This window comes from Pseudoalteromonas sp. FUC4, assembly GCF_008370255.1.
Taxonomy (GTDB): domain Bacteria; phylum Pseudomonadota; class Gammaproteobacteria; order Enterobacterales; family Alteromonadaceae; genus Pseudoalteromonas.
Genome location: NZ_SEUI01000005.1, coordinates 119,209 through 144,292, shown reverse-complemented (window position 1 = coordinate 144,292; position 25,084 = coordinate 119,209). Strand labels below are relative to the sequence as shown.

At 39.0% G+C, this 25,084-nt stretch carries 25 protein-coding genes; 10 read left to right on the top strand and 15 right to left on the bottom strand.

All coding sequences use genetic code 11. The features are described from left to right. The 13 genes from cyoA to EU510_RS15190 all read right to left on the bottom strand — a co-directional run bounded on the left by cyoA (position 1) and on the right by EU510_RS15190 (position 13,030). Positions 1-960: a ubiquinol oxidase subunit II gene (gene cyoA, locus EU510_RS15250; RefSeq protein WP_024603771.1), complete on the bottom strand. Its 960-nt coding sequence runs from the start codon at positions 958-960 to the stop codon at positions 1-3. Positions 961-1,278: 318 nt separating this feature from the next. Continuing rightward, positions 1,279-1,698, bottom strand: a complete 420-nt coding sequence (locus EU510_RS15245) for a hypothetical protein (protein ID WP_149594338.1) — start codon at positions 1,696-1,698, stop codon at positions 1,279-1,281. Between the two features lie 1,167 nt (positions 1,699-2,865). Then, on the bottom strand, positions 2,866-3,078 hold the full coding sequence (gene nqrM, locus EU510_RS15240) for a (Na+)-NQR maturation NqrM (protein ID WP_007376137.1): 213 nt from the start codon (positions 3,076-3,078) through the stop codon (positions 2,866-2,868). Positions 3,079-3,179: 101 nt separating this feature from the next. After that, positions 3,180-4,211: an FAD:protein FMN transferase gene (locus tag EU510_RS15235; RefSeq protein ID WP_149594193.1), complete on the bottom strand. Its 1,032-nt coding sequence runs from the start codon at positions 4,209-4,211 to the stop codon at positions 3,180-3,182. 109 nt (positions 4,212-4,320) lie between these two features. Further along, entirely contained in the window at positions 4,321-5,550 is a 1,230-nt protein-coding gene (gene nqrF, locus EU510_RS15230; RefSeq protein WP_149594192.1) for an NADH:ubiquinone reductase (Na(+)-transporting) subunit F, read from the bottom strand. A gap of 18 nt (positions 5,551-5,568) precedes the next feature. Then, complete coding sequence (gene nqrE / locus EU510_RS15225; RefSeq protein ID WP_002958896.1) at positions 5,569-6,177, bottom strand: NADH:ubiquinone reductase (Na(+)-transporting) subunit E; 609 nt, start codon at positions 6,175-6,177, stop codon at positions 5,569-5,571. Between the two features lie 10 nt (positions 6,178-6,187). After that, complete coding sequence (locus EU510_RS15220; RefSeq protein ID WP_002958897.1) at positions 6,188-6,820, bottom strand: NADH:ubiquinone reductase (Na(+)-transporting) subunit D; 633 nt, start codon at positions 6,818-6,820, stop codon at positions 6,188-6,190. Further along, positions 6,820-7,572: a Na(+)-translocating NADH-quinone reductase subunit C gene (locus tag EU510_RS15215; RefSeq protein ID WP_002958898.1), complete on the bottom strand. Its 753-nt coding sequence runs from the start codon at positions 7,570-7,572 to the stop codon at positions 6,820-6,822. The genes EU510_RS15220 and EU510_RS15215 overlap by 1 nt, the downstream gene beginning before the upstream one ends. Continuing rightward, positions 7,565-8,767 carry an NADH:ubiquinone reductase (Na(+)-transporting) subunit B gene (locus EU510_RS15210; RefSeq protein ID WP_149594191.1) on the bottom strand — a complete coding sequence of 401 codons (1,203 nt, stop codon included), beginning with the start codon at positions 8,765-8,767 and terminating at the stop codon, positions 7,565-7,567. Before EU510_RS15210 ends, EU510_RS15215 begins: the two co-directional genes overlap by 8 nt. A gap of 4 nt (positions 8,768-8,771) precedes the next feature. After that, a complete protein-coding gene (locus tag EU510_RS15205) occupies positions 8,772-10,115 on the bottom strand; it encodes a Na(+)-translocating NADH-quinone reductase subunit A (protein ID WP_024596562.1) in 1,344 nt (447 codons plus the stop codon). Positions 10,116-10,744: 629 nt separating this feature from the next. Next, positions 10,745-11,938 carry an enoyl-ACP reductase FabV gene (gene fabV, locus EU510_RS15200; RefSeq protein WP_149594190.1) on the bottom strand — a complete coding sequence of 398 codons (1,194 nt, stop codon included), beginning with the start codon at positions 11,936-11,938 and terminating at the stop codon, positions 10,745-10,747. 114 nt (positions 11,939-12,052) lie between these two features. Continuing rightward, a complete protein-coding gene (locus tag EU510_RS15195) occupies positions 12,053-12,364 on the bottom strand; it encodes a BolA family protein (RefSeq protein WP_149594189.1) in 312 nt (103 codons plus the stop codon). Between the two features lie 54 nt (positions 12,365-12,418). Beyond that, positions 12,419-13,030: an alpha-ketoglutarate-dependent dioxygenase AlkB family protein gene (locus tag EU510_RS15190; RefSeq protein WP_149594188.1), complete on the bottom strand. Its 612-nt coding sequence runs from the start codon at positions 13,028-13,030 to the stop codon at positions 12,419-12,421. A 42-nt stretch (positions 13,031-13,072) separates the two neighbouring features. Here EU510_RS15190 and EU510_RS15185 point away from each other — a divergent pair, with 42 nt between their 5' ends. From EU510_RS15185 to EU510_RS15170, 4 genes are read left to right on the top strand one after another with little or no spacing between them, the layout of a single operon-like run. Next, on the top strand, positions 13,073-14,215 hold the full coding sequence (locus EU510_RS15185) for a methyltransferase (protein ID WP_149594187.1): 1,143 nt from the start codon (positions 13,073-13,075) through the stop codon (positions 14,213-14,215). Next, entirely contained in the window at positions 14,216-14,776 is a 561-nt protein-coding gene (locus tag EU510_RS15180) for a YajG family lipoprotein (protein WP_149594186.1), read from the top strand. It begins immediately after the preceding gene. A 2-nt stretch (positions 14,777-14,778) separates the two neighbouring features. Further along, positions 14,779-15,399 (top strand): peptidylprolyl isomerase, encoded by a 621-nt coding sequence (locus EU510_RS15175; RefSeq protein ID WP_149594185.1) that lies wholly within the window; start codon positions 14,779-14,781, stop codon positions 15,397-15,399. 49 nt (positions 15,400-15,448) lie between these two features. Then, complete coding sequence (locus tag EU510_RS15170; protein WP_149594184.1) at positions 15,449-16,828, top strand: AmpG family muropeptide MFS transporter; 1,380 nt, start codon at positions 15,449-15,451, stop codon at positions 16,826-16,828. A 70-nt stretch (positions 16,829-16,898) separates the two neighbouring features. Here the strand turns inward: EU510_RS15170 and EU510_RS15165 are convergent, their stop codons facing one another. Next, positions 16,899-17,138, bottom strand: coding sequence for a helix-turn-helix domain-containing protein (locus EU510_RS15165; protein WP_002958908.1), 240 nt, complete (start codon positions 17,136-17,138; stop codon positions 16,899-16,901). A gap of 444 nt (positions 17,139-17,582) precedes the next feature. On the opposite strand from EU510_RS15165, the gene EU510_RS15160 reads away from it, so the two are divergent. Next, positions 17,583-17,771, top strand: a complete 189-nt coding sequence (locus tag EU510_RS15160) for a hypothetical protein (protein ID WP_010555198.1) — start codon at positions 17,583-17,585, stop codon at positions 17,769-17,771. A 49-nt stretch (positions 17,772-17,820) separates the two neighbouring features. Here EU510_RS15160 and erpA read toward each other — a convergent pair whose 3' ends face one another. Beyond that, positions 17,821-18,159 (bottom strand): iron-sulfur cluster insertion protein ErpA, encoded by a 339-nt coding sequence (gene erpA, locus EU510_RS15155; RefSeq protein WP_002958911.1) that lies wholly within the window; start codon positions 18,157-18,159, stop codon positions 17,821-17,823. A gap of 322 nt (positions 18,160-18,481) precedes the next feature. On the opposite strand from erpA, the gene EU510_RS15150 reads away from it, so the two are divergent. From EU510_RS15150 to EU510_RS15130, 5 genes are all read left to right on the top strand, one after another. After that, a complete protein-coding gene (locus EU510_RS15150; protein WP_149594183.1) occupies positions 18,482-20,164 on the top strand; it encodes a chloride channel protein in 1,683 nt (560 codons plus the stop codon). A gap of 14 nt (positions 20,165-20,178) precedes the next feature. Then, positions 20,179-20,613: a CopD family protein gene (locus EU510_RS15145; protein WP_149594182.1), complete on the top strand. Its 435-nt coding sequence runs from the start codon at positions 20,179-20,181 to the stop codon at positions 20,611-20,613. A 114-nt stretch (positions 20,614-20,727) separates the two neighbouring features. Continuing rightward, positions 20,728-21,744 (top strand): aspartate carbamoyltransferase, encoded by a 1,017-nt coding sequence (locus EU510_RS15140; RefSeq protein WP_002958914.1) that lies wholly within the window; start codon positions 20,728-20,730, stop codon positions 21,742-21,744. Between the two features lie 33 nt (positions 21,745-21,777). After that, complete coding sequence (gene hemL, locus EU510_RS15135; protein WP_149594181.1) at positions 21,778-23,058, top strand: glutamate-1-semialdehyde 2,1-aminomutase; 1,281 nt, start codon at positions 21,778-21,780, stop codon at positions 23,056-23,058. 178 nt (positions 23,059-23,236) lie between these two features. Beyond that, on the top strand, positions 23,237-25,078 hold the full coding sequence (locus EU510_RS15130) for a methyl-accepting chemotaxis protein (RefSeq protein WP_149594180.1): 1,842 nt from the start codon (positions 23,237-23,239) through the stop codon (positions 25,076-25,078). Positions 25,079-25,084: the final 6 nt, after the last annotated feature.

Below are 25,084 nucleotides of genomic sequence, written 5' to 3'. Positions count from 1 at the left end.
TTATTCCTCGCCTTGGCTGTGAGATGAAGGCATTGAGTGCTCACTCATTTCATGATGCTTTTTACTCATTTGCCCATGTTCGCCCATTGCATGGTGTTTTTTGTTCATATCGCCATGCGCCTGCATATACTTCATAACAATGGTATGAAATAAGCCGTCATCAACTTTTCCGTAATAGGCTACAGGGTTATTTTCACTTGCTTTTGCAAGCTCAACATAGTTTGCATGAGTCAGGTTATTAGCGCTTGAATTCGCTTTCACATCACTCACCCACTTATCAAAACCAGCTTGAGTAGGTGTAGCAATGGCATTAAATTTCATGCCAGTGAAACCTGCGCCGCTGTAATTTGCAGAAAAGCCTTTAAACGTACCTGGCTCATTTGCAATTAAGTGAAGCTTGGTTTCCATCCCAGCCATTGAGTATATTTGACTACCCAATTGCGGAATAAAAAATGAATTCATTGTGCTCTCTGAAGTGATTTTATATTCAACAGGTACATTTGCTGGGAACACTAATTCATTAACCGTAGCAATACCTTGCTCAGGGTATATAAACAGCCACTTCCAGTTTAATGAAACCACTTCAACAGTAAGATGCTTACCTTTACCTTCAATTGGTTTATAAGGGTCTAGCTCTTGGGTAGACTGCCAGGTAATAACACCTAAAATGATTACAATAACAATAGGAACAGCCCAAACAACGGCTTCAATTTTATTTGAATGAGCCCATTTTGGAGCATAAATTTCTTGGTTTTGAGTGTCTCTATATTTCCAAGCGAAATACAAAGTCATCACAATAACGGGAACGACTACAAGCAACATAAGCACGGTTGCGATGATGATTAAATTTTTCTCATCAATGCCTATCTGCCCTTTTGGATCGAGTATCCCGCCTTTACAGCCTGACAACGCCAGCACTGTACTAGCTAAAGCAATATTACAAAGGTTACGAATTAACAAGGGAGTATCCTACAAACCTAGAGTTTCAATTTGCTGCTTAAAATAAAAACCAAAGCAACGATTTTTCAATAAAAACCCAAGTTAACTAGAATTAAATTATAAAAATAAGGGGGCTATTCAAAACCTAAAGCTCATGCCATTAATGACCTAGCAACAAACCCAGCTTTCTAAACGCATTTATATAACGTAATAAAAGTTAACTTGGGTGAGTGGTGGTTGGCTGAAATGTGTTTAAAAAACACGGAGCTACTTTGTTTTAGCTAACCTTAATTATTTACAGCAAGAACAAATAATTAAAACCAGCAACAAGATGCAGCGTTACAGGCAACCTGTAAAGCTAGGTGGAGCACGACAACCGTGTGAAGAGATCACAGGCTGAAGAACTTTAGCCTCGCTAAAAGCAAAGGCTGCTTTACGGAGGATTATGCCAGCACGACGCGCTGGACAAATATGGAACAATAACCAACAAAGGCCAATAAGTAACTGACTTGATATGATCGGATGAGCTAAAAATTGCGCAAGATTAAGTAACAGTGGCTCTACAATAAACCCATCACTTAATAGCGCTTCAAGCTTGAAGGCATCCTCTAATGCACCGCTTAGCAACATTACAGTATTAAAAACTAATAAAGTTATAGCTACACACACGCCCTTGCCTGCTTTATTCAAGCGCTCACACGTCTGCGGCTCGCCAGAGGCAAGTTCCGTAGTTGTATGATGCAAAGAAAGTGTGTTCAAAGACATTAACCTACTAAAATGACTATAACAAAATTAGAGTAATACAGTTCGCAATGGAAAAATTTAAAAAACATTGCTGTTGTAAGCCCTAAAACCAGGTGCTAAATACAATCAAATCCAGCTAGCACATATTTACCTAGCGAAAATTGATCCGTATCAACCAAACTTTCAAAACTTACTGAAAGTTCGAACTTGAGTATAACAAAGAGAATTTTCTGTTCAACTAAAAATCAATTAATTTGAGTTAAGCTTTCGAAGCTATTTTGTTAATAAAAAATAACACGATAAAAAACATTCGGTTAGTTTAAATAAAAACGATTTAAAGAGAAATATTTAATAGGATTATAGGTTTTTAGGAGGGAGTAATAATTGTGTGGCACAAATAAAAACAGCCCAAATTCAGTCACCACCGAACTTGAGCCGCCTTTCACACTGACAACATCTTCACACACAATATAAAGATTTTTGGTTTACATTACGTGGCAATTGTAGGGAAATAAAAACAACTCAAATGCAGTCACCACCGAACTTGAGTTGCCTTTCACACTGACAACATCTTCACACACAATATAAAGATTTTTGGTTTACATTACGTGGCAATTGTAGGGAAATAAAAACAACTCAAATGCAGTCACCACCGAACTTGAGTTGCCTTTCACACTGACAACATCTTCACACACAATATAAAGATTCTTGGTTTACACTACGTGGCAATTGTAGGGAAATAAAAACAACTCAAATGCAGTCACCACCGAATTTGAGTTGCCTTTCACACTGACAACATCTTCACACACAATATAAAGATTCTTGGTATACATTACGTGGCAATTGTAGGGAAATAAAAACAACTCAAATGCAGTCACCACCGAATTTGAGTTGCCTTTCACACTGACAACATCTTCACACACAATATAAAGATTCTTTTAAGCGAGGCTAACTTATGCCTCAAGCTTATGACGAGATCCTTGCTCTTTGTCTATGGTTAAACTTTAGAGTGTTAGCTCCAATTTGACAAACGAGAAAAATAAACCTAATAGGTGAAAAAAACTAAACTATATACCTTTGTCTAATACATTTAGATTGGATTACTTTGGAAGCGATGATGCGGAGGCGTTTTACAGGTACAAAAAAAGCGCTATAAAGCGCTTTTTAATATTTAAGACAGGCTTAAATAATTTGGTTTTCTTTCCAGGCTTGCTCTTTTGCTAAACGGTTTTTGCGTTTATCACATGGATCATCGCAATCACAGGCTTTATCAATACCAACCGAACCTAAACCACCACAGCTGCTTGCCATAGATTTTTTTTGCACGATCATACCAACGGCCATAGCCGAAACTATCAAAATTAGTAAGCCAAAAGTAAGAAGAAAAAGTGACATTGCTTAGCCCCTATTGATCAGCAATAAATTAAACTCAAATATTTTTGAGCGACTGCTATTATATACCCAAATAACACGGAAATAAACAAGTCAGCACCATACTATAAATAAGGCTTAAATGCTGGGCTTGAGTAGGTAACTAAACCCTCTTTTGATTTACCTATTAAATAAACCGGTAAATCATGTTGTTCAGCATAAGCTTGCGCTTTTTGCATCCCCATTACAGTAAGTGCCGTCGCTAAACCATCTGCTGTCATAGCGCTTGGGTGAAGCACAGTTACCGACACTAAGTCGTGCTTAATAGGCATACCTGTTGCTGGATCAATTAAATGAGTATAGATTTCGCCATCCATTTTATAAAAAATACGGTAATCACCCGATGTAGCTATACCACTTGTACCTGGTGATAAAACACGGTGTACCTTACGCTCTCCAGGTTGTGCATCAGGTTGCTCAATCGCAATTTTCCAATCCTGATTATTTGGCTTTTCACCCGCTATACGCAGCTCACCACCAATCTCAACCATGTAATTAGTAATATCGTGGCTTTCTAATAACTGGGCAACTTTATCAATACCATAGCCCTTAGCTGTTGCCGAAAAAGAAAGCTCCAATCCATCAACAGTTTTAGCTAGCCCCTGCTCTGTAAGATTAAGTTTATCTACACCAATTTTTTCAATCATTGCAGCAAGTGCCTCATCACTTGGGCGATTAGTTGGTTTTTTATCAGGCCCAAAGCCCCATAAATCAATTAAAGGCCCCATTGTTACGTCGAGTGTTTTAGTCGATTCACCCAAGCGAATAGACTCGCTTATAACAGCCCTAAAATCTTCGCTAATTGGCATAACTTGATTTGCAGGTAATCTGTTAAATGTATTTATTTCAGAGTCTTCTATGTAAGTAGACATAGATTGGTTCACATCTTTTAAAACAGCGTCTATTTGCAGCTGTAGTTGTGAAGCCGATAGCTGAGCTTGCTCATCATAATATTTAATATGATAAGTGGTGCCCATAGTCTTACCTTCTAAAAAGGTTTCTTTTAACTCTGGCTTTTCACCACACCCTGACAATAATAAAGTCAGTGTAATTAGTAAAAAGGCCATTATGCCCTGTGAAGTACTTACTCGATTCATAACAGCTCTACTTAATAGATTGATAAAATTAAAGAATAAAAAAAGCCTCGTAACACAAGTGCTACGAGGCTGGTATTTTAACCAAAACTAAACTGTTTTGGTATTAGTGTTAGCCACCGAAGTCATCTAGTAAGATATTCTCGTCTTCAACACCTAAATCTTTAAGCATAGTAATAACTGCCGCATTCATCATTGGAGGACCACACATGTAGTACTCACAATCTTCAGGCGCTTCGTGATCTTTAAGATAGTTCTCAAATAACACGTTATGGATAAAGCCAGTATAGCCTTCCCAGTTATCTTCAGGCTGTGGATCTGAAAGTGCTGTATGCCATACGAAGTTAGGATTTTCAGCGGCTAGGCCGTCAAAATCTTCTACGTAGAACATTTCACGCTCAGAACGTGCACCATACCAAAAGCTCATCTTACGTTTTGAGTTCAAACGTTTAAGTTGGTCAAAGATATGAGAACGCATTGGCGCCATACCAGCACCACCACCAACAAATACCATTTCTGCATCAGTGTCTTTAGCAAAGAACTCACCAAATGGACCCGAAATAGTTACCTTATCGCCTTCTTTAAGCGACCAAATGTACGAAGACATTTTACCACATGGCAAGCTAAGGTTTCTTGGAGGTGGAGCAGCAATACGCACGTTAAGCATAATGATGCCTTCTTCTTCTGGGTAGTTAGCCATCGAGTAAGCACGAATTGTTTCTTCGTCTACTTTTGACTCCAGATCGAAGAAACCAAAATGGTTCCAGTCGCCACGATACTCTTCAGGAACATCGAAATCTGCATATTTAACATGGTGAGGTGGAGCTTCGATTTGGATGTAACCACCCGCACGAAACGGCACTGACTCGCCATCTGGAATTTGTAGCTTAAGCTCTTTGATGAACGTTGCTTTGTTATCATTAGAGATAACTTCACAATCCCACTTCTTAACACCGAAAATTGACTCTTCAAGTTCAATTTCCATGTCATTTTTAACATTTACCTGACACGCTAAACGACAGCCTTCACGGGCTTCACCTTTAGATATGTGATCAAGCTCAGTTGGCAGAATATCACCACCACCTTCTTTAATGTGTACACGACACTGACCACAAGAGCCACCGCCACCACAAGCAGATGATACAAATATACCTGACTCAGATAGTGCACCTAAAAGCTTACTACCTGCTGATGTTTTAATGGCTTTATCTGGGTCGCCATTAATGCCGATAAGAATATCGCCACTTGCAACTAACTGAGATTTAGCACCAATGATGACTAAAACCAGTAGTACAACGATAGCGATAAAAACACCAACGCCTAAGAAAATCTGATAATCCATGATTTATCCTCGCTACCTTTACAGTGAAATACCAGAGAATGACATAAAGCCAAGTCCCATTAAACCAACAGTGATGAAGGTAATACCTAAACCACGTAAGCCATCAGGTACGTCTGAGTATTTCAGTTTCTCACGGATACCTGCAAGTAATGTAATTGCAAGTGCCCAACCAACACCAGCGCCAATACCATAAACAACAGACTCGCCGAAGTTATAGTTACGCTCAACCATGAATGATACCGCACCAAATATTGCACAGTTAACTGTGATAAGTGGTAAGAAGATACCTAACGCGTTGTATAGTGCAGGGAAAAACTTATCTAATGCCATTTCAAGAATTTGCACAAGTGCTGCAATAACACCAATGAAAGTTAAGAAACGTAAAAAGCTAAGATCTGCATCTGGATAACCTAACCAAGTTAGTGAACCAGGTGCAAGTACCGCATGATAAACCAAGTTGTTTACAGGTACAGAAATACCCAATACAACTATAACCGCTATACCTAGACCAATTGATGTAGTTACTTTTTTAGATACCGCTAAAAAAGTACACATGCCTAAGAAGAATGACAACGCTAAGTTCTCAATAAAAACGGCTTTTACAAATAAACTAATATAATGTTCCACTATTTGCCCCTTACGCTTTAGCTTCTACTTGGTCTTTCTTATAGGTACGCAGTACCCATATGAATAAACCAATGATGAAGAATGCACTCGGTGGTAAGATCAATAGACCCATAGGCTGATACCAACCGCCATCTTGTACTAATGGGATAATATCAACACCGAATAGTGAACCCTTACCAAATAGCTCACGAATGAAACCAACAGTAAGTAGTACTACAGAGTAACCTAAGCCGTTACCAATACCGTCAAGGAATGACATAAGTGGTGGCGACTTCATCGCGTATGCTTCAGCACGACCCATTACGATACAGTTAGTAATGATTAGACCAACGAATACAGAAAGCTCTTTTGCAGTAGCATAAGAAAATGCCTGTAATACTTGGTCAACAACGATTACCAATGATGCGATAATAGTCATTTGTACGATGATACGTACAGATGATGGGATCTGGTTACGAATAAGCGAGATAAAGAAGCTCGAAAACGCAGTTACAAGTGTCAATGCAATTGACATGATTAACGCATTTTTTAAGCTAGACGTTACCGCTAGCGCAGAACAAATACCTAGTACTTGTAATGCGATTGGGTTGTTAGCTAAAACCGGACCAAATAGGACCGCCTTCATTTCTTTAGTATCAGCCATTATTTCAATGCTCCTTTACGTACTTTCGCAAGGAAAGGGCCAAAGCCATTTTCGCCAGTCCAAAAGTCAACTGCATGATCAACACCGTTAGACGTTAATGTAGCACCTGAAAGACCATCGATCTTATGCTCATCATTGCCCGCAGTACCTTTAACAATTTGAATTGGAAGTTCTTTACCTTCCCATGTAGCAGTCCACTGTGGATTTTGGATTTCGCCACCAAGACCTGGGGTTTCATTATGCTTGTAAAAGATAATACCCTTAACTGTTTCACCATCGCTTTCAAGCGAGATAAAACCGTACATTAAGCCCCATAAGCCGTAGCCTTGGATAGGAAGAATGATTGCATCAACTGAGCCATCTTCTTTTTTAGAGATATACACCGGTGACTCTTTAGTCACACGTTGAATACCAGCAATATCTTTAACGCCTTTCTCTTGAAGAGAAACACTTAGCGCTGCATCATATTTGCTTTTTTCAAAGTCAAAGATTGTTGGGTCTGTATCTACAAACTCACCTGTAGTCATGTTTACAACGCGCGCTTCGATTTTTGCATCAAATGTTTCAAGAACATTTTCAACTTTATCAATGCCCGCAGCAGCTAAGATATTGCTTTGAATATCTTTGTTTTTATTAGCTTGCTGTAAAGGACGAAGCTGTACAGAAGCAAACGATACAATGATTGCACACACTAAACATAGTGCTACAACAACCGATAACGTTTTGCCGATTGATTCGTTATTACTAGACATTACGTGCCAACCTCCGCTTAATATTAGCCTGCACTACAAAGTGATCGAACAGTGGAGCGAACAAGTTAGCAAATAAGATTGCTAGCATCATGCCTTCTGGGAAAGCAGGATTCACAACACGTATCATAACCACCATAAAGCCAATTAATAGACCATATGCTAATTTACCTTTGTTAGTAAATGCAGCTGATACAGGGTCAGTAGCCATAAAGAACATACCAAACGCAAAGCCACCAAGTACGAAATGCCAATACCAAGGCATTGCAAATACAGGGTTAGTTTCTGAGCCAACAGCATTTAATAAAAATGCAGTTGCTACCATACCTAGGAATACACCTAGTACGATGCGCCAAGAAGCGATACGAACGTAAATTAAGAACAAACCACCTACTAATAATGCAAGTGTAGATGTTTCACCTACAGAACCTTGAATGAAACCATAAAACGCATTCCACCATAATTCCATGTTTGCAAAGTCAAGTGTGCCAGCAAATGCTTGGCCTAGCATGGTTGCACCAGAGAAAGAATCTACTGCTGTCCATACTGTGTCACCTGAGATTTGAGCTGGGTATGCAAAGAATAAAAATGCACGGCCGGCTAAAGCAGGGTTTAAGAAGTTACGGCCGGTACCACCAAAGATTTCTTTAGCGATTACTACACCAAACGTAATACCTAATGCAACTTGCCATAAAGGAATAGTTGCAGGCAAAATAAGTGCAAATAATACAGAAGTAACAAAGAAACCTTCGTTAATTTCATGCTTACGCACTGAAGCAAATATAACTTCCCAGAAACCACCTACTGCAAATGTTACAGCGTAGATAGGTAAGAAGAAACATGCTCCATAGAACATCTTAGCGCCCCAGCCTGCATCAGCGGTTAACTCGCCACCGAATAACTGGAACAAACCAACTTGCCACGTGTTTGATAGTTCAAAACCTTGTGCTAAAGCACCGGCGGCCTGATGACCAATATTGAACATACCGAAAAACATAGCTGGGAACGTCGCCATCCACACTAAAATCATCATACGTTTTAGGTCGATGTTATCGCGTACGTGTGTCGCGCCTTTATTTACGTAGCCTGGTGTATAAAAAATAGTTGCAGCTGCTTCATACAGTGCATAAAACTTTTCATATTTACCACCGGCTTCAAAATTCGGCTCGATATCTTCTAGATATTTTTTTAAACCCATCTCTCTAGCCTTCCTTCTCGATCGTAGTTAAGCAATCGCGTAGGATAGAACCATACTCGTATTTGCCTGGACAAACGAAGGTACATAACGCTAAATCTTCTTCATCAAGTTCAAGCGCGCCCAATGAAATTGCACTATCTAAATCACGTGCAATTAAGTCACGTAATAATAAAGTAGGCAAAATATCTAGCGGCATTACGCGCTCGTAGCTACCAATTGGTACCATGGCACGTTTTGAACCACCTGTTGACGTTGTCATTTTAAATAAACGACTTGGTGCAAGGTGAGAAAGGAATGTACGCGTTACAGAGAATTTATCACTACCTGGTGCAATCCAGCCAAACAATTCTTTTTCGCGACCTTCAAGTAAAACAGACACTTGAACGTGGTAGCGACCTAAGAATGCATGAACACCGTTTGAAATAGAACCAGATAGAACCGAGCCAGAAATAACGCGGTTATCTCCGTCTTCTAGTTCACCAGCCACTAAATCATCCAATGAAGCACCTAATTGTGTTTTCACTAAACGTGGGTTTTTAACGCGAGGACCTGCAAGCGAAATAACACGATTTGTGTAAATTTCACCAGTAAGGAATAAGTGACCATACGCAATAACGTCTTGGTAACCAATATGCCAAACTTGTTTGCTAACAGAAACTGCATCAAGATGATGGATATGAGTGCCAACGAGGCCAGCCGGATGCACACCACCAAACTCATGTACTTCTACTTGAGCTATAGATGAGCTAGGAACTTGGCTGCCTGCTTTTTTACACACAAATACTTTGCCATCGGTCAAACGCGAAACAACTGCAAGACCCGCTTCAAATGCTTGCGCATTTTCCGCAATAATTACTGCAGGATCTGCAGCTAATGGGTTTGTGTCGATTGCGGTCACAAAAATAGAACTAGGATTTGCATCCACAGCCGCTACCTTGCTGAATGGGCGAACACGAAGTGCTGTCCACTGACCAGACTGGATAAGTACTTCTTTGGCTTTTTCGCGCTCTAAGCTCGGAAGCTCGTCTGCTTTGAAAGAGTCAAAGGTGATTTGCTCACTGCCTGCTACTTCAATAACAACAGATTGCAGCACACGTTTAGCACCACGATTTATTTCTTTTACTGTACCAGAAGCTGGAGCAGTAAATAGGACGCCTGGGTTCTTTTTATCTTCAAAAAGTACCTGGCCTTTTTTGACTTGGTCATCCACACGAACATGCATGGTTGGACGCATACCGATAAACTCTTCGCCAAGCACAGCTACACGTTTGACAGCAGAACCGTCATGTATAACTTGCTGTGGCGCGCCCTCTAAGGGTAAATCCAGACCTTTTTTTATGTTGATCATACGCACTTGCATTACATTAAAGGAAAGAAACTGAAAAATCGTATCAACCACGTCGCCATTTGAGTTATTCCAAGTTATATCAAGGTACAAAAGAGTAGCTTGCTGGAGATATCAAACAAGCAACGTAGTAAAACTCATCACATATTGTCGAGATTTTAACATCATTTTAGATGACTATGCGAGTGTATTTATGAAAATTATACGACAGAAACACTTATTTAGTTTTGTTAAGTGAATTAAATAAAAATCAAGCTAGACCAAAGTGGTAGCCTAAGCAATTATCATTCCTAATTTCATCGTAAATTCAACAAATCGCATAATACAAAAAAAGCCGCGATTGCGGCTTTTTATAACTAGGGCCTGTTGACCTTTCAGGATTAAAATTCGTTCAATCTAGGGGCTATTTAATCGCGGCGTGAGGTTTGTAACCTAGTGGGCTAAGTAAAAACCGAGCAACAAAGAGTAAATAGCCCCTAGGCAGAACCCTTTGGGCAGCGCATGTTTGGCATTTATTCCACGTTATCGCCCATTTATGGGGAATAACCACACTACATAGGCTCTGCCTTGCCTAAATACCAAACAGACTGCTGCAAATTTAACCTCGAAAGATAAACAGGCCCTAAATTCTGTTAGTCAATCATGTTGGCAATTGGCTTAACTGAATCTACGTCTTGATCGTAGTCAACACTATCTATACCAAAACCAAATAAGCGTAAAAATTCATTATGGTAACCAACATAATCTGTTAGTTCATCAATGCTGCTAGTATCTACTTTATCCCAAACAGCCTGCACGCGAGCTTGTACGTCGTCTTCTAGCTCTTTATAGTTTTGGAATAAATGCCCACCGTCGTCAAAGCGAGGTGATTCACCATACAAGTTTTCACTAAATAATGCGTGAATTTGCTCAATAGTGCCTTCGTATGTGCCATCTGCTTTCATAACTTTAAATAAAGCAGAGATATATAACGGCATAATAGGAATAGCAGAACTTGCTTGCGTTACCACTGCATTAAGTGATGAAACATATGCCTCACCATTTAAATCTTTCGTAGATTCTTTAATAGCAGCAGTTGCACGGTCTAAGTCTTCTTTAGCCTTACCAATAGTAGCGTGTCCGTATATTGGCCATGTTAACTCTTTACCAATATAAGTGTACGCAGTCGTTTTAAAGTTATCGGCTAATACATCTGCTTCTTTTAATGCGTCAATCCACATTTCCCAATCTTCACCGCCCATTACTTTAATGGTGTTGTCGATATCGTCTTGGTTTGCAGCTTCAACCGTAATTTCATCAATTTCACGCTTTGATGTATTTAAATTTTTTGTTGTTACAGCATTACCAATTGGTTTAAGTGTAGAAGAAAACACTTCACCAGAGTTTGGATCAGTACGACGAGGAGACGCTAAGCTGTAAATAATACAATCTACTTTGCCCAAATCAGCTTTAATAGTGTCGATTGCTTTTTGCTTGATTTCGTTAGAAAACGCATCGCCATTAATATTTTTAGACCAGAGGCCCGCTTCGCCTGCTGCATCTTGAAAAGCAGCTGTATTGTACCAACCAGCAGAACCTGTTTTACGCTCTGTACCTTCTTTTTCAAAGAAAATACCTAATGTTTTAGCACCACCACCAAACGCAGCAGTAATGCGCGATGCCAAGCCGTAGCCTGTTGATGCGCCAATAACTAATACATTTTTTGGTGCGCTTTTTAATGCACCCTGTTGTTTTACATAGTTAATTTGTTCTTGAACATGCTCTGCACAACCAGCTGGGTGTGCATTTGTGCAGATAAATCCACGAATTTTAGGCTTAATGACCATTGATCATCCTATATCTTTTACAATAAAAATTAGCGCTAGTTTAAAGGCTAATACTAAAAACACTGATCTGATCAGTTAACCACGAGTGTAAACAATCAAATCGCTATTAATTATTTAAGCTAATTTAGAGCCACCCATACAATTAGGTGAATCAGGAGCCTCGCCGCCCTGCTCTGTATACTCATCGGGTGTATATGTATGGATAGCAAGTGCATGAATATGATTTGCTAATTCATCTTTTAAAATTTCGTTAATTTCACGATGGCGTTGTAATAAGCGCTTACCCGCGAACTCTTCGCTAACCACTATAACTTTAAAATGTGACTCAGTACCGGCACTGTGCATGTGACTTTCATTGATTACGTTTAAATGTTTACACGCAATGGCGCTGCTTATTTTTTCTTGGATCTGTTGCTGCATTGACATAAAAGACCATTTTAATTAGCTAATTTATAGGCTTACTATAACAAGTTAAATTAACTAACTAAATTGCTTTTGTTTAATGTGCTTAATAAATCGGTAAGTTAAACTTATTCGAGGATGTGCAAGCGTTGTTTGCTTGGGTATTGCATGTTGATAATCTCTTTGACTATCTCCATTCATTATTAGGCAACTACCGCTTTGTAACTTTAAATCAGTCACTTTATTGCTCGCCTTGTGCTTTAACTTTAAAACCCGTTCAGCTCCTAGAGAGACACACACAATTGTGGGTTTATCACCAAGCTCTATTTCATCATCACTGTGCCAGCCCATCGTATCATTACCATCTCGGTAATAATTAACGAGCAATGAGTTTAGAGGCTGATTTAAGTGCGCCTCTAAACGCCTTCTCATATTAAGTAAAAATTCATCCCATGGCTCCACTATTTGCTTACTACTTGAATAGCCGTATTCAATATTTAAATCGCTCATGAAGCATTGTAGCCGTGGAATAGGCCCCGTTTTACCATAAACAGTTACATCGGGTTGCTGCCAACGTAGGTTTTTTTGCAAATAATAAAATAGATCGAGGCTTTTTTGTGCACTAAGCGCCCTACTTTGATAAGAAAAGCCATTTGGTAACTGTTGGGGGTTGGCGTTTTGCCGTTGCATGTTAGAATTTACCTACATTAGATTACTGATCAACGAACCATTATGACGACGCAAGCCCAGCTAGGCGATAAAACCTTTACTCTTGAACGCTTTCCTTTGGATCAAAAAAACCGCAGCTTACAAGCGTGGGATTCGGCAGATGAGTACCTTATCAATTATGTTAACGAACATCACCCTGATTGTCGCTCATTGCTTATTTTAAACGATAGCTTTGGTGCACTTGCTTGTTATTTTAATAAGTTAACAGTTTGTTCAGTTAACGATTCTTATATTAGCCACCAAGCTGCGGCTTATAACTTACAAGAAAACAAACTGTCTACAGCAGATTTTACACAATTAGATAGTTTGTCTGCATTACCGCAGGATGTTGATTTAGTACTTATTAAGATCCCTCGTAATGTAGGTTTTTTACAGTTTCAGTTAAGTGAGCTTAGTGAAGTCCTTGCACCTGGTACGCCAGTAATTGCCGCAGGTAAAACAAAAGAAATTCATAACTCAACAATAAAATCATTTGAGCAATTTATTGGTGAAACAAAAACTAGCCTAGCAGTTAAAAAATCCCGTCTTATATTAAGTACAGCTAAAGGCGGATATAAAGCAGCAGATTTCCCTGTAACGTGGGAGCTTGAAGGTACTGAGTTTAATATAACAAACCATGCAAATGTGTTTTCGCGTGATTCGTTAGATATTGGTGCACGCTTCTTTTTTAACTACTTACCAGAAACACCAAAAGCTAAAAGCATTATTGATTTAGGCTGTGGTAACGGGGTTGTTGGATTAATGACGCTTGCTCGTTGTCCTAATGCATCTGTTACCTTTGTTGATGAATCTTACATGGCAGTAGAGTCAGCTCGATTAAATGTAGAAATTAACCTTGGCGATAAGTTTGATAACTGCGAGTTCATCGAAAACGACTGTTTAACAGGCTTTGAAAGAGACAGTGTGGATATGGTGCTTTGTAACCCTCCATTTCACCAAGCTCAGGCCGTTACCGACCATATTGCTTGGCAAATGTTTAAACAAGCAAAAGATACTTTAAAAGAAGGCGGTGAGCTGCGTATTATTGGTAATCGTCATTTAGATTATCATGATAAATTAAACCGTATGTTCGGCAACTGTAAGTTGTTAGGTTCAAACAAAAAGTTTGTCGTTTTAAGTGCAACAAAAAATAGTGGAATGCTATAAATGAAAATAACAAACATTATAATTGGGTGTTGTGTCTTACTGATACTTGGTGGCTGCGCGAATCAGCCTAGCCAAGTAATACTTAACCCTGTTTATAAAAATGGTCAAATAAGCACTATAAATAGTAGCTTAAGTACTAGTGTAATCGATTTACGTGGCGATACATCAACACTTAAACTTATTGAGTCAGATAAAACTAAAACCTTTGCAAGCCAAGGTATTACCAGCTCTATTAAAAGTGTGTTAGACAGCGCCCTTAGCCGCAATGGAGCCAGTATTTCTAACTTAGCAACGGTTCGCTTTGAAGTAGATATTCATGCATTGCAAGCTGTTGTAACCGAAAAGTTAGTGAGCCATACCAGCGAAGCCCACATAGAACTTGGCGTGCGTGTTATTCGCGCCTCAAGTAACTTTAGTAAAGTGTATAGAGGTAGTGCTAATTTAGAAGGCCCATTTAGTCATGAGCAAGCAAAAATAGAAGGTCAGCTCAATAAGTTGACTGAGCAAGTTATTACCCGCATTGTATCTGACCCTGAATTAATAGAATTTTTAGAAGGTTAACTATGAAACGACTTTTTTTAATCTGCTTAGGCCTATTCTTTAGTGTAAGTAGCTTAGCAGCCCAAGAAGGCCGCTTTGTGCAAAAGGACAACATTTTTCCACGCGTAGAAATTGTAACGTCAATGGGTAGCATCGTGGTTGAGCTGGATCGTTCTAAAGCGCCCATCACAGTCAATAATTTTTTAACTTACGTGTCAGATAAAAGTTATCAAGGCAGCGTTTTTCACCGTATTGAGCGTGATGTAGAAAATGATCGCGACTTTGTTATTCAAGGTGGTGGTTACGATAAAGACTATGATGGTCTACATGAAAATGACCCTATTTTTAATGAAAGCGGTAACGGTTTAAAAAACGATATGTATAGCATTGCTATGGCCTATCAAGATAGACAACCGCACTCAGGAACTCGCCAATTCTTTTTTAACATGGATAATAACGATCACTTAAATCCAGGGAAAGATTGGGGCTTTGCTGTATTTGGTAGCGTAATGGATGGTTACGACACGCTTGATAAAATTATGACTGTTGAAACCGGTTTTAATGAAAAAATTGGCTACGATTTCGTACCTAAAAAACCTGTTATCATCCTAAATATTAAAGTGCTTGAACAAGTCCCACTATAATTTTTTAAGAGCAGCTTAGCTGCTCTGCATCAAAGCCAATGAAGGCCCTATGAGCAAATCTCTCTCTATTAGCGAATATTTTTCTTACTTTAAAGACAAACGCTTAATCCACATTTTCATATTTGGTATGAGTAGCGGTTTTCCGTGGGTTTTAATTGGCTCTGTTATGTCTGCTTGGCTAAAAGATGAAGGGCTAAGTCGCAGTATGATAGGCCTTTTTGGCATTGTATTTGGCGCTTACAGCATAAACTTTTTGTGGTCGCCACTCATTGACCGTACAAAACTTCCTATTTTATATAAATGGCTAGGCCAACGTCGCAGTTGGATACTATTTTGCCAAAGTTTTATTTTCATTGGCACCTTGCTATTAGCAGGGCTTGATTTAAAAGCTAATTTGGCAATTGTTGCTGCGGTTTGTTTGTTAATCGCCATTGCCTCAGCTACTCAAGACATTGCTATTGATGCCTTTAGAATAGACACCCTAAGCGAAAGCGAATCACACAAAGCAACCGCTGCAGCCGCTATGGCAACTTCGGGTTGGTGGACAGGTTATGCGCTTTTAGGTGCTATTCCGTTTTACATGGCCGATATTCCCTCGCTCGACTGGCCACAAATTTATTACTTTTTAGCTGCTGTAATGCTGCTGTTAATGAGTGGAGCGCTGTTTGCAAAAGAGCCCGAAACTAACCGCGAAGCAGTACATGCTGAACTTGAGCGTGTGTACCTTGAAAAGCTGTCCTCTATAAAACAAACTCCTTTAACAAAAACTGTTGCATGGCTTGCGGTAACCGTTATTGATCCCTTTAGAGCTTTTTTTACTAAAAATGGCGTTAAAACGGCACTGGCATTACTTGCGTTTATTTTCTTATTTAAAATAGGCGAAGCGTTTTTAGGGCGCATGTCGATTGTGTTTTATAAAGAAATTGGTTTTAGTAATAGCGATATAGCTACATTTTCGAAGGTAGGTACAGCGGTACTTACAATCATATTTACATTTGTTGGCAGTTTATTTAATCAAAAATATGGCATTGTTAAGGGTTTATTTGTAAGTGGTATTGCGATGGCTGCCTCAAACTTAGCCTTTTCGTGGATTGCTTTAGTTGGCCCTGATTTAAGACTGTATGCCTTTGCTATTGTTATTGATGGGTTTACGCAAGCATGGTCGCTGGTCGCTATGGTGGCCTTTATATCGATGTTATGCGATAGAGCATTTAGTGCAACGCACTATGCATTACTGGCGTCATTAGGGAATTTAGGACGAACATTGCTTTCAAGCTACAGTGGTGTAGTAATTGATGATTGGTTAATGGGAAATTGGTCGCTGTTCTTTATTTTAACAGCCTTAATGGTTTTACCTTCGTTGATATTTTTATATCTGATTAGGCATAAGTTGTATGAGCTTGAGAAGAATTACCATAAAAATATTTAATGCATCCCTGCATTAACATATTGCTTAGCACTATCAAGTGCCCCTTAAAGTGTACTAAGCAATTATTGAGTTAATCTACTTTTAGCAAGCTAAGTGCTTCATGTGGATCAACTTCTAGAGCTGTACAATAGCGAACAAACTCAATGACATCTAAACGGCGTTCTTGATTTTCAATCTTGCCGATAAATGAATGAGGCGTTCCAAGCACTTGTGCTAGGCTTCGCATTGTATGACCCTTTTCATGGCGCTTAGTTTTAAGCCACTTTGTTAGCTTTGCATTTTCTTCAGAAGAAACTGTTTTGCCCATCATTTTACATCTCCTACTAGATGATTTGACGTACCCATTAAAGCAGTAGTTTCTATCAATAGCCGTAGGCAGGTAAGCAGTCATACTTTCAATAGCAAGCTATTGCTTAATAAAGCATGTGTTGCTACTCACTCCACCAACATAGCTAAAAACTACGCTAATAATATGGTAAAGATTTTTTTATTGAGAATGAAATTTTGCCCGTCTCATTCTTGGATACATTATATACTATTAACACTTTGGTTAAATAATTAATTACATACTCGGTACAAAATCAACCTGAACAAACCTTTATAAACACTGAATATTTACCCTAAGTCATCAGAAAATATTAAAAAAATAATATTACCTTCATAAAATAGCTTAAAAATATTTATAACATATTTGTTCCTTTTTAATGTTACACGTTTATTATTAAGCAATAATTTGCAGCAAAAAGGCCAAATAATGTTCAGACTTCTTTTTTTATTACCTATTGTATTGTGTTTAGGTTGGTACTTTTTTTTGCGCCACAACGGCGTACCAATTAAACAAGGTAAAAAAGGCTTTATATATATTTTAGCGTTTTCAGCTTTTGTGCTTGGTTTTTTTGTATTGATAATGCAAATTACCGAATACGCACCAACTGATTTGTAGGCATTAAAAAAGCCGCAAAAGCGGCTTTATTCTATTTAGCGTTTGGCTGTTAAACGCTAAAGCTTGCACCACAACCACAGGTTGTTGTTGCATTTGGATTAGATACAAAAAAGCGTGCGCCTTCTAATCCTTCGGTGTAATCAACTTCACCATCAACCAAATACTGAATGCTCATTGGATCGATAACGAGTGTTACACCATTTTTTACAATTTCTAAATCGCCAGGATTCGCTTTTTCATCAAAAGTAAAACCATATTGAAAACCAGAACAACCACCGCCTGTTACATAAACACGCAGTTTTAAGTCTGGGTTTTCTTCTTCGTCGATTAACTGTTTAACACGAACAGCAGCTGCATCGCTGAACTTAATTGGTAATTCTTCAGACATTTTAAAACCCTCAATATCGCAATGGCGTGATTATCTAATACCCGAGTGTTTTAATCAAGTATAGTAAAACAACTCTTTACTCTAAGTTATACCTATAAATTAGTAAAAAAGTGGGCAAACATTAACTAGCTAAAATAATACTTATAGCAAACTAAAAGCGACCTTTATACGCTATAAACCCATTAAATATTTTAGTTATAGTCAATAGGTCTTAATCTTCATTGCAAATTGTTAATATAAGTTACGAAAATTTCAAAATCACAAGGACTTAGCTAAACTCTTTTGCTAAAATGCTGCTGAAAAATACAGCGAGGAATTATGCATGTGGCTTGAGCAACTCAGGCGTCGGCTGGCAAAACCTAAAACATCTGTACAATTATGCTTATTAGGCGTAGTTGCCGGATTAATTGCTGCATTTTTTATTATTTTATTTCGCTTAACCATTCTTTTTTTCCAAAGCTTATTTTTAGAAACACCTGACAACTTTACTACCCTACCAACACTTGAACGTGTACTAATGCCTTTAGTTGCTGCATTACTAATAGCTACGTTTGCTGCATTTACTGGGTTTAAACATTACCGTTTGGGTATCCCCTTTGTTATACACAGAATTAAACGTCACTATGGGCAAATGCCTTTATACAATACGGTTAATCAATTTGTTGGTGGCGCTCTTGCTCTCATTAGCGGTTTTTCAGTTGGCCGAGAAGGGCCTTCCGTGCATATGGGCGCAACAGGGGCGAGTATTTTGGCGGATAAGCTGCATTTACCGCATAATGCCATGCGTACTCTAAGTGGTTGTGGAGTAGCGGCAGGTATAGCCGCGTCGTTTAATACTCCACTTGCAGCCGTTATTTTTGTTATGGAAGTGGTACTTCGTGAATATAAAGTACATATATTTGTACCTATCATGCTTGCCGCTGTTACTGGCGCACTGGCAACACAGTTTGTTTTTGGTGAAGGCTCTGAACTTGCACTCATTACAATAGCGCCATTAAGTGGTTGGCATTACCCGTATTTAATATTATGCGGTATGGCGCTTGGCGCTATAGCATTTAGCTTTAATCAAAATTTAATGTTAATTATTAAAACATTTAAACCTTTAAGTATGTTTCCTCGTTTACTAATCGCAGGCTGTATTGCCAGCTTGATAGCTTACGCAGTGCCTCATGCTATGGGTTCTGGTATGAGTGCGATTACTATCGCGGTTGAATCGCCTGATAACGTAAAGCTGCTTACTACCATTTTAATCGCTAAACTACTTGCCACATTGTTTGCTATCGGCTTGGGTATACCTGGTGGTTTAATTGGTCCGGTAATTGGACTTGGCGTATTAATTGGGACTTTAATGGCCTTTTTTGCTCAATATATTAGCCCGGGTACTGATATTGCGGGTACGTATGGGGTGTTAGGTATGGCTGGATTATTAGCGGCAACACTGCATGCACCACTTGCTGCTTTAACAACAGTCATGGAGCTTACATCATCACCTGAAATAATCGTTCCTGCGATGATAGTTATAACCACTGCATATGTAACTGCATTGCAATTTTTTGGAAATCGCTCCATATTTTTGCAGCAGTTAGACTTTCAGGGATTACCGTACCATGTATCTCCCGCGACTGAAGCATTACAAAAAGTGGGGATAATGGATGATATGGATGAAGACTTTAAATTGCTTTACTCAGATGACAAAGAACAAATAAAAAACACGCTAGATGCGATGGATAGCCAAACCCCGTTAATTGTTTTTGACGAAGAAAATGGTTACCGCCTCGCTGAATACGATTTAACGCTAATGTCTAATGAAACAATAAATATAAACTACATTAGCTTGCAGGGCATCAGCAGCCAAGCCACTCTAGCCGATGCATTCGATATACTGAAAGATAAAAGAAGTGGCGCGCTTTACGTTTATAACCTTTTAGATAATCAACAAATTATGGGGCTATTACGCTGGGATCAAATTCACCATATTTTAACCATACGTAACAGCTTACTTTAAACAATAGGACTATTATGAGCGCATTATTGATTTATAAAACACTCCACATATTTTTTATGATTGCATGGTTTGCCGGTATTTTTTATTTGCCTCGCTTATTTGTATATCACGCGATGAGTGAAGAAAGATCATGTAACTCTATGCTAAAAGTTATGGAGCGCAGACTACTTTATTTCGTTACCCCATTTGCTGTATTAACCGCTGTATTTGGTGTATTAACCATTGTTGAATATGGTCGTGATTGGTTTAGATACAGTATGTGGCTGCACTATAAACTAGTGCTGGTGATCATATTATATATATACCACGGCTACTGTTTTAAGTTATTGAGTGACTTTAAACATGACCGCAACACTAAAACAGACCGCTTTTACCGTATTTTTAATGAGCTCCCAGTTATTGCGCTACTCATCATAGTGGCTCTTGCGGTAATAAAACCTAATTTATAAGCATTTCGGTGCATGTTAAACTGCGCTGCAATTTACAATACTTGTTATAACACGCGCGATTGCGTGCCCCATTTATGGATTATCGCGCCCATTTGATTGATTAGGAATAACCCCATGTTAAGTTTCCAAGGTGAGCATATACTGTCTGTAAATCAGCTAGACAGAGACTGCATTGAACGTATTTTTGCAGTAGCAAAAAAAATGGAGCCTTATGCTAAAAAGCAAAAGCAAACTACGGTTCTAGAAGGCGCTATTTTAGCTAATTTGTTTTTTGAACCAAGCACTCGTACACGAGTTAGCTTTGGCACCGCCTTTAACTTACTTGGCGGTGGCGTACGTGAAACTACAGGTATGCAAAGTTCAGCCCTTGCTAAGGGTGAGTCTCTTTACGATACTGCTCGAGTTATTTCAGCTTACGCTGATGCCGTAGCTATGCGCCATCCTGATGCAGGCTCTGTAAGCGAATTTGCTGATGGTTGTACTGTACCAGTTATTAATGGTGGTGACGGCCCAAATGAGCACCCTACTCAAGCATTGCTCGACCTACTAACCATTGAGCGCGAATTACATCGTTTTGGTCAAAATATTGATGGCATGCATATAGCCCTGGTTGGCGATTTAAAATATGGCCGCACAGTGCACTCTTTATCTAAACTATTGTGCCATTATAAAAACGTAAAGTTTTCGATGGTCGCGCCTGATGGCTTACAAATGCCAACAAGCATTTTAGATGCAGTAGAAAATGCTGGGCATAAAATTGAGCTAGTAAATAAGATGGAAGGTAATTTAGCAGCCGATATTGTTTACCAAACTCGTATTCAAGAAGAGCGTTTTCCTTCGCAGGAAGAAGCAAATAAATACCGTGGTGGCTTTAGGATTAGCCAGTCTATTTACAGCGCTCACTGTAAGCCTAACTCAGTATTAATGCATCCTCTTCCACGTGACAGTCGCTTAGAAGCCAACGAGCTTGATAACGACTTAAACAGTAACGACAATTTAGCAATATTTCGCCAGGTACAAAATGGCGTATTAATTCGTATGGCACTGTTTGCTTTAACACTCGGCGTAGAAAACAAAGTCGATAAGTATGAAGTAGACGTACCTTGGTTTAGCCGCAAACGCGACAGCTAACCCCCTTTTAAGTGACAATTTATAGGATTTTTCATGACAATTAGCCAAGACTTATTTGAACGCGCCCAAGCTTCTATTCCTGGTGGCGTAAACTCACCAGTTCGTGCTTTTAATGGTGTAGGCGGTACTCCACTATTCATTACAAAAGCAGAAGGCGCGTTTACATTTGATGCCGACGGTAATCGTTACATTGATTATGTTGGCTCTTGGGGGCCTATGATCATGGGCCATAACCACCCTGCAATTAAACAAGCCGTACACGAAGCTGTAGAAAATGGCCTTAGCTATGGCGCACCAACTGAAGCCGAAATACTAATGGCTGAAAAAGTAAAAGAGCTAGTTCCATCAATCGAAAAAGTACGCATGGTTAGCTCAGGCACTGAAGCGACAATGAGTGCAATTCGCTTAGCACGTGGCTTTACCGGTCGCGATAAAATATTAAAATTTGAAGGTTGTTACCACGGTCACGCTGACTCGTTATTAGTTAAGGCGGGCTCTGGTGCACTAACAATGGGTGTGCCTAATTCTCCAGGTATTCCTGAAGACTTTGCTAAGCATACACTTACAGTTTCGTTTAATAACTTAGATGAAGTAAAAGCTATTTTTGCAAAATACGCAGACGAAATTGCCTGTATTATTGTAGAGCCGGTAGCTGGTAACATGAACTGCATTCCACCTGTTGAAGGCTTTTTAGAAGGTTTACGCGCAATATGTGATGAATACAAGTCTGTGCTTATTTTTGATGAAGTAATGACGGGCTTTCGTGTTGCACTTGGCGGCGCACAAGCTTATTACAACATTAAACCAGACCTTACCTGTTTAGGTAAAGTAATTGGCGGCGGCATGCCTGTTGGCGCATTTGGTGGTAAAACAGAAATAATGGATTACATTGCGCCTGTAGGACCTGTTTACCAAGCGGGTACTCTTTCTGGTAACCCTATTGCAATGGCTGCAGGTTTAAAATCTCTTGAGCTATTAAGTGAGCCAGGTCTACACGATAAGTTAGAAGCTATTTCAAAAGCAATTTGTGAAGGCTTTGAAGCTGGTGCTAAAAAAGCCGGTATTGCGCTAACAACTAACTATGCTGGCGGCATGTATGGATTCTTTTTTACTGATGCTGAAAAAGTAACGACCTACAAACAAGCTACTGAGTGTGACCTAGAGCGCTTCAAACGTTTTTTCCACCTTATGCTTGAAGAAGGTGTCTACCTTGCTCCATCAGCATTTGAAGCTGGTTTTGTATGTGCTGCGCATACTGAGCAAGAAGTAAAAGACACAATAGCGGCGGCAGAACGCTCGTTTGCTAAACTTTAAGTTAAAATTACTTTTTATATTTTATAAGCGCTTGTTTTTAAAGTGTGTAATTAAGACTAAAGATTGAAAAAAGCCCGAAAGGGCTTTTTTTATTTGTAAAGTATTATAAATGAATGATAATTAAGCATAACAAGGTCTATTCACCTTTACCCTAATTACAAAAATACAAGAGAGCCTTATGTCAGGATTACGTCAATTTTCTTTTCCCGCTATCCAGCTAATGGCAAATTTAAAATACAAAACTAAAATCAGCTTAATGTTTGGAATTTTACTCGTTCCTCTTGCTCTTAGTTTGTTTTTTTTAGTCTCATTATTAAGTGACAGTATTACTGTTTCAAAAATGCAGCAGCAAGGCCTAAAAGGCTACAGACCTATACTTTCAAACTTGATGCAAGGTGATATAAATCAAAATATAAAAATAGCCCGTTCACTCGGCTTTGATATAAAAAACACTCAAGCAAATGAAGTACTTGAACTTGTTTCTATTCAATCAAATCTAGCCTTAGACAATCAATTAGCAAGCGCTTATGTAAACCGCTCTTTAGTCACGCCAGTTCCTGCACTTATAATGCAAATAAACTCAACAGCGCAAAGCGCTAATACTGTTTTAGCTAGTAATCGTTTTACGCCCGATACGTTTATAGCACTTTCAAATTTTAGTAAGTCACTTCCTTTATACGAAAAACAACTCGATAAAATACTCAATGTAGCCACCAATGCAGATAAATCAGTAAACAAAGCGCTCATGCCTCCTTTAACTAACTTACACAGTGCTGTGGGTGCATTCAAAAAAGCGATAGATGAAAAACTACTTGAGCCAGATGACATTTTATTAACTCAAGCAGAGTTCACTAAGCTAACAAACAACGTTCACAGCAGTATTAATCAACTTGTTAGTAAGAGCATTCCAACACTTGAGAGCCTTATTGAAGCAAAACTACAGACTCAACAGTGGACACGAAATCTTGTTTTAGCTGCTTCATTGATTAGTTTATTATTTGCATTTTATTTAATGATAGGCTTTTATTTTGCGGTTGTTGATACCATTAATCGCTTTGCTGATGCCGCGAATAGAGCCGCGAATGGCGACTTAAATGCAACTATCGATTCAAGCACTAATGATGAAATGGGAATTATTGCATCGCGTTACAACGCATTACTTAACGCATTTTCACACTTATTATTTGATGTTAAAACCAGTACAGAAGAGCTATGCGGCGCAACTAAATCGCTATCACATGCGAGTAGCCAAACAAGCAATGACGTTTCAAAACAGCAAATCCGAGTAAACGCTATTTATAATGCTTTAAGTGAAATGGCTCAAAACGCACTTGCAGTTGAAGAATCAGCGCACCAAGCAACACTTACCGCGCAAGATGCTGCAATGCATGTAAAACAAGGTTCAGACAATACAATGGAGCTTGCTAAATATATGCAAAATCTACAAATTGAATTTGCAGAAAGCCAACAAGCGCTCGATAAGCTAGCACAAGATAGCCAAGAAATTAGCAAAGTTAGCAAAGGGATCAGTGAGATAGCAGATCAAACAAACTTGCTTGCACTTAATGCCGCTATTGAAGCCGCACGAGCCGGCGAGCATGGTCGTGGATTTGCCGTTGTAGCCGATGAGGTAAGAACACTTGCTCAGCGTACACAAACGCAAACCCAAGAAATTCACCAAATTATTAGTTCCTTACAACAGGCATCTGACGACACTCAGCAAAAAATGCGCTCAAGTGTTGAAAAAATGGAGCAATCAGTAAAAGCAGCCAATCAAACTAATGATGTATTGCAAAGTGCAGAACAAAGCATGGGTGATATTAAACATCAGGGTGAAGTTATTGCAGAGCGTGTTAAACAGCAATCTAATGCCACAACACAAGCATTGAATGATTCACAAGAGGTAAGTAATTTAGCAGATCAGACGCTAACATCAGCTCAATCAACGCTGCAAGATGCACAGCAGCTAAGTCGCTTATCTAATGATTTAACCAAATCAATGCAGTTTTTTAAATCTTAAGCGTTA